The organism is Micromonospora sp. NPDC051300 (genome assembly GCF_044455315.1).
GTDB classification, from domain to species: domain Bacteria; phylum Actinomycetota; class Actinomycetes; order Mycobacteriales; family Micromonosporaceae; genus Micromonospora; species Micromonospora robiginosa.
The window spans coordinates 1-12,423 of the sequence record NZ_JBITEP010000005.1; the positions used below are offsets into that span (position 1 = coordinate 1).

Sequence of the window (12,423 nt, forward strand, 5' to 3'; positions counted from 1 at the left end):
GTGCAGGTCGCGGGTCCGGAGTACTGGGTGCGGCACGTGCGGGAGGCGGTCCGGTTCGCCGACGGCGTCGCTGCGTTGCACGGCCTGGGTGTGGGCACGTTCCTGGAACTCGGTCCGGATGCGACGTTGACCGCGATGGCGGCGGACACCCCGGCCGACCGGCCCGTCCAGCACGTTGCGGCGTTGCGTCGGGACCGGGGCGAGGTCACCGCGCTGACCACCGCGCTGGCCCGCCTGCACGTGACAGGCACCCGGATCGACTGGGCCGCGTGGTTCACCCGCGACGGCCGGCGACCCGCCACCGTCGACCTGCCCACCTACGCGTTCCAGCACCAGCGGTACTGGCTCGACGCGCGCACCCGTCACCACCGCGACGACGCCGACGACACGGCGTTCTGGCAGGTGATCGAGAACGAGGACCTGGCCGGCCTCGCCGCCGCGCTCGCCGTCGACCCCGACACCCCGCTCGCCGACGTGCTGCCCGCGCTCTCCGCCTGGCGCCGCCGCCGGGAGAGCGAGGCCGCCCTCGACTCCTGGCACCACCGGGTCACCTGGCAGCCGCTGCCCGACCCGACCGGCCCCGACGCCGGTGACCTGCTCCTCGTCGTACCGGCCGAGGCGGACGAGGCGGGCCGGCGGTGGGCCGACGCGCTGGCCGCACCCGGCGTGCGGGTGCTGAGCGTGCCCACCGGCCACGACCGGGCCGACCTCGCCCGGGACCTCGTCGCGTCGCCGCCCGGGGCCGTGCTGTCGCTGCTCGGCCTCGCCACCGGCACCCATCCGGACCACGCCTCCGTGCCGGCCGGGCTCGCCGGCACGGTCACGCTCGCCCAGGCCCTCGGCGACGCCGGCAGCACCGCGCGGCTCTGGGTCGCCACCCGCCGGGCCGTCGCCGTCGACCCCGCCGACCCGGCCGTCGACCCCGACCAGGCGCTGCTCTGGGGACTCGGCGGCGCGCTCCGCGCCGAACACCCGCACCGCTGGGGCGGCCTCGTCGACCTGCCACCATCGCCCGACCCGCGCGCCGTGGCCCGGCTACGCCGGCTGCTCGGCGGCGAGCCGGCCGAGGACCAGACGGCGGTACGCACGGGCGGCGCGTACGCCCGGCGGCTGGTCCGGGACACCCGACCCGGCGGCGCGGCGCGGAGCTGGACCCCGCGCGGCACCGCGCTCGTCACCGGCGGCACCGGCGCGCTCGGCGCGCACGTCGCCCGGTTCCTCGCCGGCGCCGGCGTCGACCACCTGCTGCTGCTCAGCCGACGCGGCCCCGACGCGCCCGGCGCGGCCGAGCTGCGCGACGAGCTGACCGCCCTGGGCGCCCGCGTGACGATCGCCGCCTGCGACGCCGCCGACCGGGACGCGTTGCGCGACCTGCTCGCCAGCCTTCCCGCCGACGCGCCGCTGCGCACCGTCGTGCACACCGCCGCCGCGCTCGACGACACCGTCACCGACGCGCTCACCGCCGACCGGATGGCCACCGCGCTGCGCGCCAAGGTCGACGCGGCCCGCCACCTCGACGACCTGACCCGCGACCACGACGTCGACGCGTTCGTGCTCTTCTCCTCCCTCGCCGGCACCATGGCCGGCCCCGGCCAGGGCAACTACGCGCCCGGGAACGCCTGGCTCGACGCGCTCGCCCACCGCCGCCGCGCCGAGGGGCGGCCCGCCACCGCCGTCGCCTGGGGGCTCTGGGCCGACGGCGGCGTCAGCGCCGGCGAGTTCGAACGCCGGATGGCCCGCGGCGGCGTCCACGCCATGGACCCCGAGCGCGCGCTCCGCGCGTTGCGCCGGGCGCTCGACCGGGACGAGACCCACCTCGTCGTCGCCGACGTCGACTGGGACCGGATCGCCGCCGCCCCCGGCCAGCGGCCCGACCCCCTGATCCGCGACCTGCTCACCGCCACCCCGGTCGCCGCCGACGGTGACCGGTCCGCCGGGCTGCGGCGTCGGCTCGCCGGCCTCGCCCCGGCCGACCGGCGGGACGCCCTCGGTGAACTGGTGCGCGGCGAGATCGCCGCCGTCCTCGGACACGGCGGCGCCGACGAGGTGCCGCACCGGCGCGCGTTCCGGGACCTCGGTTTCACCTCGCTGACCGCCGTCGAGCTGCGTAACCGCCTCGACGCCGCCACCGGGCTCACGCTGCCCGCCACGCTGGCATTCGACCACCCCAACCCTGAGGCCCTGGCCGCCCACCTGGCCGCCGAACTGACCGGTGGGTCCGCCGACACCACCCCCACGGCGGTACGCCCGGTCGACGACGACCCGATCGTCATCGTCGGCATGGGCTGCCGCTTCCCCGCCGGCGCCAGCTCCCCGGAGGAGTTCTGGCGGATGCTAGCCGACGGCGTCGACGCCATGACCGACCTGCCCCGCGACCGGCACTGGGACCTGGCCGCGCTGCCGCCGGACGTCACCCGGGGCGCGTTCCTGGACGACGCCGGCGCGTTCGACGCGCACTTCTTCGGCATCTCGCCGCGCGAGGCGACCGCCATGGACCCGCAGCAGCGGCTGCTGCTGGAGACGTCCTGGGCGGCGATCGAGGACGCCCGGATCGACCCGCTGGCGCTGCGCGGCAGCCGGGTCGGCGTCTTCGCCGGCACCAACGGGCAGGACTTCGACCACCTCATCCGGTACGGCGGCGAGCACCTCGCCGGCTACGGCGCGACAGGCGCCTCCGCCAGCGTGCTCTCCGGCCGGGTGTCGTACGCGCTCGGCCTGGCAGGGCCGGCGCTGACCGTGGACACCGCCTGTTCCTCGTCACTGGTGGCGCTGCACCTCGCCGCCCGGTCGCTGCGGGCCGGCGAGTGCGACCTGGCGCTCGCCGGTGGCGTGACGGTGATGGCCACCCCCGGCGCGTTCGTCGAGTTCTCCCGTCAGGGCGGGCTCGCCCCGGACGGGCGGTGCCGGTCGTTCGCCGAGGGCGCCGGCGGCACCGGGTGGGGTGAGGGCGTCGGCGTGCTGCTGGTGCAACGACTCTCCGACGCCGAGCGGGACGGCCGGCGGATCCTCGCGGTGCTGCGCGGCTCGGCGGTGAACTCCGACGGGGCGTCGAACGGGTTGACCGCGCCGAACGGGCCGGCGCAGCAGCGGGTGATCCGCGCCGCGCTCGCCGACGCCGGACTGTCCACGTCGGACGTGGACGTGGTCGAGGCGCACGGCACCGGCACCACGCTGGGCGACCCGATCGAGGCGCAGGCGCTGCTCGCCACGTACGGGCAGGAGCGGGCCGAACCGCTGCTCCTCGGCTCGGTGAAGTCGAACCTGGGGCACACGCAGGCGGCGGCCGGCGTCGCCGGAATCATCAAGGCCGTCCTCGCCATGCGGCACGGCGTGGTGCCGGCCACCCTGCACGTGGACGCGCCGTCGTCGAAGGTGGACTGGTCGACCGGGGCGGTGGAGCTGGCCACGTCGGCGCGCCCGTGGCCGGCGGTGGACCGGCCGCGTCGGGCGGCGGTGTCGTCGTTCGGCATCTCCGGCACCAACGCCCACGTCATCCTCGAAGAACCCGTGTCGGCACAGCACGACCCGGACGCCGTCGCCCCGTCGCCGGTCACGCCGTGGATGCTGTCGGCCCGCTCGGCCCCGGCGCTCGCCGGGCAGGCGGCCCGGCTGCTCGACCACCTGCGCGAGCACCCCGACGTGTCGCCGGCCGAGGTCGGCTGGTCGCTCGTCGCCACCCGGGCGCCGCTGGAGCACCGCGCGGCGGTCGTCGGCGCGGACCGCGACGCGCTCCTGGCCGGCCTGTCCGCGCTCGCCGACGGCGTCGGCGCGACGGGCCTGGTGACCGGCGAACCGGTGGCCGGCCGCCGGGCGGTCCTGTTCACCGGCCAGGGCTCGCAGCGTCCCGGCATGGGTCGGGAGCTGTATGCGGCGTTCCCGGTGTTCGCGGACGCGTTCGACCGGGTGTGCGCGGGGTTCGAGGGTCGCCTGGAGCGGCCGTTGCGGGAGGTGGTGTTCGACGGCGGTGACCTGCTCGACCGGACCGTGTTCGCGCAGGCGGGTTTGTTCGCGGTGGAGGTGGCGTTGTGGGAGCTGGTGTCCTCGTGGGGTGTCACGGCCGACTATCTGGCCGGGCATTCGATCGGTGAGGTGACGGCCGCGTACGTGGCGGGTGTGTTGTCGTTGGCGGACGCGTGTGTGTTGGTGGCGGCGCGGGGGTCGTTGATGCAGGCGTTGCCGGCCGGTGGCGGGATGCTGGCCGTGGGCGCGTCGGAGGCGCAGGTCCGGGAGCTGCTGTCGGGTGTCGGTGGCGCTGCGGCGGCCGGTGGAGGCGGCTCGGATCCGGGGGTCGGCCCGGCGGGGGCTTCCGGTTTCGGGGTGGATGTGGCGGCGGTGAACGGTCCGGCGTCGGTGGTGCTGTCCGGTCCGGTCACGGAGTTGGACCGCGTCGCGGAGACGTGTGTTGCCGAGGGTTGGCGGGTGAAGCGGCTGACGGTGAGTCATGCGTTCCACTCGCGGTTGATGGAGCCGATGCTCGACGGGTTCCGGGCCGCTATCGCGGGTCTGGACTGGCAGGTGCCGCGTCTGCCGATCGTGTCGAACCTGACCGGCCGGCTCGCCGACCCGGTGCAGGTCGCGGGTCCGGAGTACTGGGTGCGGCACGTCCGCGAGGCGGTCCGCTTCGCCGACGGCATCGCAGCGCTGCACGACCTCGGCGTGGGCACGTTCCTGGAACTCGGTCCGGACGCGACGTTGACCGCGATGGCGGCGGACACCCCCGCCGACCGGCCCGTCCAGCACGTTGCGGCGTTGCGCCGGGACCGGGGCGAGGTCACCGCGCTGACCACCGCGCTGGCCCGCCTGCACGTGACAGGCACGCCCGTGGACTGGGCCGCCTGGTTCACCCGCGACGACCGGCGACCCGCCACCGTCGACCTGCCCACCTACGCGTTCCAGCGCACCCGCTACTGGCCGGAGACCGCACCCGCGACACCCGGCGGCGGCAGCGACCTCGACGACCGGTTCTGGGCGGCCGTCGAACGGGAGGACCTCGCCGGCCTCGGCGACGAACTGCGACTCACCGCCGACCAGCCGCTGCGGGACCTGCTCCCGGCACTGGCCCGCTGGCGGCGGGCGGGACGGGACCGCCGGACCGTCGACTCCTGGCGCTACCGGGTGGACTGGCGACCGCTGGCCGCCGTACCCCCGCCGGGCCTGACCGGGACGTGGCTGCTGCTGACCACTGACGACCGGGCCGAGCCCCCGCTCGTCGCCGGCCTGACCGCGCACGGCGCGCACGTCGTGCCGGTGCTGCTCGACGCGCCCACCGACCGGCCGGCGACGGCCGACCGGCTCCGCGCCGCCGCGACCGGCGACGTCGCCGGCGTGCTGGCGCTGCTCGACCCGCGACCCGAGGCGGCGCTGGCCACCGTGCAGGCGTTCGCCGACAGCGGCGTCCCCGGCCGGCTGTGGTGGCTGACGCGCGGCGCGGTCGCCCTCGGCGGCGACACCGACCCGGACGCGGCCGGGACCTGGGGGCTCGGCCGTGTCGCGGGGTTGGAGGAGCCGGGTCGCTGGGGTGGCCTGGTGGACCTGCCGGAGGTGCTGGACGACCGGGCGGTGCGCCGGGTGTGCGGGGTGCTCGCCGGTGGTGGCGAGGATCAGGTGGCGGTGCGGTCGTCGGGGGTGTTCGCCCGGCGGTTGGTGCGTGCCGGGGCCGACCCGGTGCGGCGGGAGTTCCGGTTCTCCGGGACGGTGCTGGTCACCGGCGGTACGGGTGCCCTGGGTGCCCGGGTGGCGCGGTGGGCGGCCGGTGCGGGCGCGGCGCACGTGGTGCTGACCAGCCGGCATGGTCCGGACGCGCCGGGAGCGGCCGAGCTGGCCGACCGGCTGCGGGCCGAGGGCGTGCGGGTGACGGTGGCGGCCTGCGACGTCGCCGACCGGACGGCGCTGGCCGGGCTGCTGGAGAACATCGGCGAACCGGTCCGCGCCGTCGTGCACGCCGCCGGTGCGCCGCAGTTCACCCCGCTGGCCGCCGTCACCGCCGACGAGCTGCGCGACGTGCTGCGCGCCAAGGTCGACGGCGCGGCCAACCTCGACGCGTTGCTGCCGGACCTGGACGCGTTCGTGGTGTTCACCTCCATCGCCGGGGTGTGGGGCTCCGCCGGGCAGGCCGGCTACGCCGCCGCGAACGCCGCCGCCGACGCGCTCGTCGCCCGACGCCGCGCCAGGGGCGCCGCCGGCACCGCCGTGGCCTGGGGACCGTGGGCCGGTGGTGGCATGGCGGAGAGCGGTGAGGCGCGCGACCACCTGGCCCGGCGCGGGCTGCCCGCCATGGACCCGGACCTCGCGATCACCGCGCTGCGGGGCGCGCTGGACCGTGACGACAGCACGGTGGTCGTCGCCGACGTCGACTGGGAGCGGTTCGCCGCCTCGTTCACCGCGCGGCGCCCCAGCCCGCTGCTCGACGAGCTGCCCGAGGCCCGGCCCGCCCAGGCCGCGCCCGCCGACGGACCGTCCCCGCTCGTCCGCCGGCTCGCCGCGCTCACCCCCGCCGAGCGCGCCGGACACCTGCTCGACCTGGTCCGCGCCGAGGCCGCCACGGTGCTCGGCCACCCGACCGCCGACGCCGTGGCCGCCGACCGGGCGTTCCAGCAGCAGGGCTTCGACTCGCTCACCGCCGTCGAGCTGCGGAACCGGCTCACCGCCGAGACCGGCCTGACGCTGCCGAGCACTCTCGTCTTCGACCAGCCGACCCCGGCGGCGCTCGCCGCCCACCTGGCCGCGACGCTGACCGGCGCGCCGGCCGACGCGGACGCTCCGGTCACCGCCGTCGCGGTCGACGACGATCCGATCGTCGTCGTCGGCATGGCCTGCCGCCTGCCCGGCGGCGTGACCGGCCCGGACGAGCTGTGGGACCTGCTCGCGGCCGGACGGGACGGCATCGCCGACTTCCCGCTCGACCGGGGCTGGGACCGGTTCCTCGCCGGCCGCCTCTCCGACACCTCGTTCCCCCGGCAGGGTGGGTTCGTCTACGACGCGGCCGCGTTCGACGCCGACTTCTTCGGGATCTCCCCCCGCGAGGCGCTCGCCATGGACCCGCAGCAGCGGCTGTTGCTGGAGACGTCCTGGGAGGCGGTCGAGTCGGCCGGCATCGACCCGGCCCGGCTCCGCGGGGAACGCGTCGGCGTCTTCGCCGGCGCCAGCTTCCAGGGGTACGCCTCGACCGCGATGGGCCGGGCCCAGGACGTCGGCGGCCACCTGCTCACCGGCACCGCCACCAGCGTGCTCTCCGGCCGGGTGGCGTACGCGCTCGGCCTGGAGGGGCCGGCGGTGACAGTCGACTCGGCCTGCTCGTCGTCGCTGGTGGCGCTGCACCTGGCCGCCCAGTCGCTGCGCAGCGGGGAATGCACGCTGGCGCTGGCCGGCGGCGTGACCGTGATGGCCTCGCCGGCCACCTTCGTCGAGTTCTCCCGTCAGGGCGGGCTCGCCCCGGACGGGCGGTGCCGGTCGTTCGCCGAGGGCGCCGGCGGCACCGGGTGGGGTGAGGGCGTCGGCGTGCTGCTGGTGCAACGACTCTCCGACGCCGAGCGGGACGGCCGGCGGATCCTCGCCGTGCTGCGCGGCTCGGCGGTGAACTCCGACGGCGCGTCGAACGGGTTGACCGCCCCGAACGGGCCCGCCCAGCAGCGCGTCATCCGGGCCGCGCTCGCCTCGGCGCGCCTCACCACCGCCGACGTGGACGTGGTGGAGGCGCACGGCACCGGCACCACGCTCGGCGACCCGATCGAGGCGCAGGCGGTGCTGGCCACGTACGGGCAGGACCGGGAGACCCCGCTGCTGCTCGGCTCGATCAAGTCGAACATCGGGCACATCCAGGCGGCGGCCGGCGCGGCGAGCGTCATCAAGGCGGTCCTCGCGCTGCGCCACGGCGTGGTGCCGGCCACCCTGCACGTGGACGCGCCGTCGTCGAAGGTGGACTGGTCGGCCGGCGCGGTGGAGCTGGCCACGTCGGCGCGCCCGTGGCCGGCGGTGGACCGGCCGCGCCGGGCGGCGGTGTCGTCGTTCGGCATCTCCGGCACCAACGCGCACCTCATCCTGGAGGAGCCCCCGGCGGCCCGGACCGGGCACGACCGACCCGCCGAGGCGGTGCCGGTGGTGCCGTGGCTGGTGTCGGGGCGGTCGGCGGAGGCCCTGGCGGCGCAGGCCGGCCGGTTGCTCGACCGGCTGCAGGACGACGACGTGTCGCCGGCCGAGGTGGGTTTCTCGCTGGCGACGACGCGGGCGGCCCTGACGCACCGGGCGGCGGTGGTGGGTGCGGACCGGGAGTCGTTGCTGGCCGGGTTGACGGCGATCGCCGGGGGCGGATCGGCGCCCGGTGTGGTGACGGGGGAGACGTCGTCGGGTCGGCGGGCGGTGGTGTTCACCGGTCAGGGGTCGCAGCGTCCCGGCATGGGTCGGGAGCTGTACGACGCGTTCCCGGTCTTTGCGGACGCGTTCGACCGGGTGTGCGCGGGGTTCGAGGGCCGCCTCGATCGTTCGTTGCGGGAGGTCGTGTTCGACGGCGGTGAGCTGCTGGACCGGACCGTGTTCGCGCAGGCGGGTTTGTTCGCGGTGGAGGTGGCGTTGTGGGAGTTGCTGTCGTCGTGGGGCGTGGCTGTCGACTTCGTGGCGGGGCATTCGATCGGTGAGGTGACGGCCGCGTACGTGGCCGGGGTGTTGTCGTTGGCGGACGCGTGTGTGTTGGTGGCGGCGCGGGGGTCGTTGATGCAGGCGTTGCCGGCCGGTGGCGGGATGCTGGCGGTGGGCGCGTCGGAGGCGCAGGTCCGGGAGGTCGCTGCCGGGGTGGATGTGGCGGCGGTGAATGGTCCGTCGTCGGTGGTGCTGTCGGGGCCGGTCACGGAGTTGGACCGCGTCGCGGAGACGTGTGCTGCCGAGGGTTGGCGGGTGAAGCGGCTGACGGTGAGTCATGCGTTCCACTCGCGGTTGATGGAGCCGATGCTCGACGGGTTCCGGGCCGCTATCGCGGGTCTGGACTGGCAGGCGCCGCGTCTACCGATCGTGTCGAACCTGACCGGCCGGCTCGCCGACCCGGTGCAGGTCGCGGGGCCGGAGTACTGGGTGCGGCACGTGCGCGAGGCGGTCCGGTTCGCCGACGGCGTCGCCGCGCTGCACGACCTCGGCGTGGGCACGATCCTGGAACTCGGACCGGACGCGACGTTGACCGCGATGGCCGCCGACACGCCCGGCGACCGACCCGTGCACCACATCCCGGCGTTGCGCCGCGACCAGGACGAGGTCACCGCGCTCACCACCGCGCTGACCCGCCTGCACGCGACAGGCACCCGGATCGACTGGGCCGCCTGGTTCACCCGCGACGGCCGGCGACCCGCCACCGTCGACCTGCCCACCTACGCGTTCCAGCGCACCCGCTACTGGCTGTCCGACGAGGACACCCCGCACCCGGCGCCGGCCGGCGGCGGCGAGACGGACGACAGGTTCTGGGCCGCCGTCGACCAGGCCGACCTCACCGGCCTCGACCCGGAGTTCCACACCGGGCGGCCGGTCGCCGAACTGCTACCGGCACTCGCCCGGTGGCGGAACGCCGGACGGCGGCGCGCCACCGCCGACTCGTGGCGCTACCGGATCGACTGGCCGGGCCTGCCCGAGCCGACCGCGACGCTCGGCGGGACGTGGCTGCTGCTGGTGCCGTACGCCGGCGTCGACGACACGCTTGTCACGGCCCTGGCCGACGGGATGACCTCGGCCGGCGCGAGCGTCCGGCAGGTACGGCCGGACGGGCCGGACGACGACCGGGAACTGCTCGCCAAGGCGCTGCGCGACGCCGACCCGACCGCCGGCGTGGTGTCGCTGCTCGCGCTCGGCGGCGCCGGCGCCGGCGCGGCGCTGGCCACCGTGCAGGCGGTCGCCGACAGCGGCCTCGCCGGTCGGCTGTGGTGGCTGACCCGGGGTGCGGTGGCGGTGGGCGCCACCGACCGGCCGGTCGACCCGGTCGCGTCCGGGACCTGGGGGCTCGGCCGTGTCGCGGGGTTGGAGGAGCCGGGCCGCTGGGGTGGCCTGGTGGACCTGCCGGAGGTGCTGGACGACCGGGCGGTGCGTCGGGTGTGTGGCGTGTTGGCCGGTAGTGGCGAGGATCAGGTGGCGGTGCGGTCGTCGGGGGTCTTCGCCCGGCGGTTGGTGCGGGCTTCGGATGATCCGGTGCGGCGGCAGTTCCGCCTTTCCGGGACGGTGCTGGTGACCGGTGGTACCGGTGCGTTGGGCGCGCGGGTCGCGCGGTGGGCGGCCGACAGCGGTGCCGAGCACGTGGTGCTGACCAGCCGGCGTGGGCCGGACGCACCCGGGGCTGCCGAGCTGGTCGAGCGGCTGCGTGCCGACGGCGTGCGGGTGACGGTGGCGGCGTGCGACGTGGCCGACCGGGCCGCGCTGGCCGGGCTGCTCGACGGCCTGGGAGCCGAACCGGTCCGTGCCGTCGTGCATGCCGCCGGCGCCGCCCAGGCCACCCCGCTCGCCGCGATGACCGGCGCGGAACTGGCCGACGTGCTGCGCGCCAAGGTCGACGGCGCGGCCAACCTCGACGCGTTGCTGCCGGACCTGGACGCGTTCGTGGTGTTCTCCTCCATCGCCGGGGTGTGGGGCTCCGCCGGGCAGGCCGGCTACGCCGCCGCCAACGCGTACCTCGACGGCCTCGTCGCCCGGCGACGCGCCCGCGGCGCGGCCGGCACCGCCGTCGCCTGGGGGCCGTGGGCCGGCGCCGGCATGGCCCAGGGCGACCAGGGGGACCAACTCGCCCGGCGGGGTCTGCCCGCGCTCGACCCGGACCTCGCGGTCACCGCCCTGCAGGGCGCGCTTGACCGCGACGACAGCGCCGTGGTCGTCGCCGACGTCGACTGGGAGCGGTTCGCCGCCGCGTTCACCGCCCGCCGGCCCAGCCCGCTGCTCACCGGCATCCCGGAGGCCACCGCCGACCGCGCCGCCGCCCCGGCCGCCGACGCGGACGCGCCGGCCGCGCTGCGCGCCCGGCTCGCCGCCGCCGGCCCGGCGGAACGGGACCGGATCCTGCTCGACCTGGTACGCGCCGAAGCCGCCACCGTGCTCGGACACCGCACCCCGGCCACCGTCCGGGCCGCACGCGGCTTCCTCGACCTCGGCTTCGACTCGCTCACCGCCGTCGAACTGCGCAACCGGCTCACCGCCGGAACCGGCCTGGCGCTGCCCACCACGCTGGTCTTCGACCACCCCACCCCGGCCGCGCTCGCCGAGCACCTGGGCCGGGAACTGCGCCCCGACACCGGCGGCGTCACCGCCGAGATCGACCGGCTGGCGCGGCTGCTCGACGCGGTGCCGGACGAGCGGCGGGACGCCCAGGTCACCCGCCGACTGGAGGACCTGCTGGCCCGCTGGCGCGGCGACGCCGCGCCGCCGCCGGCCGCCGCCCCGGTCGCCGACGACCTGGCCGACGCCGGCGAGGACGACATCTTCGCCATCATCCAGCGAGAGTTCGGCAAGTCGTGACCAGCGCCGGAGCTAGGGGTACGCACGCGGCTAGGGGTGGCCGGCTGCTCGCCATCAGCGACCTGCACGTCGGGCACGCCGAGAACCGGGCGCTCGTCGAACGGCTGCGCCCCGACGGCGACGACGACTGGCTGATCGTCGCCGGGGACGTCGGCGAGTATCTGCACGACGTCGAGTGGGCGCTCGGCCTGCTCGCCCGGCGCTTCGCCCGGGTCGTGTGGTCACCCGGCAACCACGAGCTGTGGACGCCCCGCGACGACCCGGTGCAGTTGCGCGGCGAGGCCCGCTACCGGCACCTGGTGGCTACGTGCCGGCGACTCGGCGTGCTCACCCCCGAGGATCCCTACCCGGTGTGGGACGCCGACGGCGACCCGGTGCTGGTGGTGCCGCTGTTCGTCGGGTACGACCACTCGTGGCGGCCGCCGGGCACCTACAACCGGGCGCAGGCGCTGGCGCTGGCGTACGAGACCGGGGTGGTGTGCACCGACGAGATCCTGCTGCACCCGGACCCGTACCCGAGCCGGGACGCCTGGTGCCGGGCCCGGGTCATCCGCACCGAACGGCGGCTGGACGCCGAGCGCGGCGGCCTGCCCACCGTGCTGGTCAACCACTACCCGCTGGTCCGCGAACCGACCCGGATCCTGCGCCATCCCGAGTTCGCCCAGTGGTGCGGCACCGACCTCACCGCCGACTGGCACCTGCACTACGACGCCCGCGTCGCCGTCTACGGACACCTGCACATCCCGCGCAGCACCCGCCACGACGGCGTCCGGTTCGAGGAGGTGTCCGTCGGCTACCCCCGCGAGTGGCGTCGCCGCGCCACCCCGCCGGGCCGCCCCCGGGCCATCCTCCCGGCGCTCGCCGGGCAGCTCCGCTGACGGTCCGCCGGCCCGGCCGGACCCCCGCCGGGGACGGCGAATGAGGGGTGCGTAGGGGTTGGGTCGCAGGTCA

General features: G+C 76.6%; 1 protein-coding gene and 1 pseudogene. Both read left to right on the top strand.

Annotated features, from left to right (window positions below):
* Positions 1-27 precede the first annotated feature (27 nt).
* Positions 28-11,472 (top strand): annotated as a pseudogene (locus ACIA5A_RS07830) (type I polyketide synthase); the annotation flags it as partial.
* Positions 11,469-12,350: a metallophosphoesterase family protein gene (locus ACIA5A_RS07835; protein ID WP_396757755.1), complete on the top strand. Its 882-nt coding sequence runs from the start codon at positions 11,469-11,471 to the stop codon at positions 12,348-12,350. The pseudogene ACIA5A_RS07830 and the gene ACIA5A_RS07835, both read left to right, overlap by 4 nt.
* Positions 12,351-12,423: the final 73 nt, after the last annotated feature.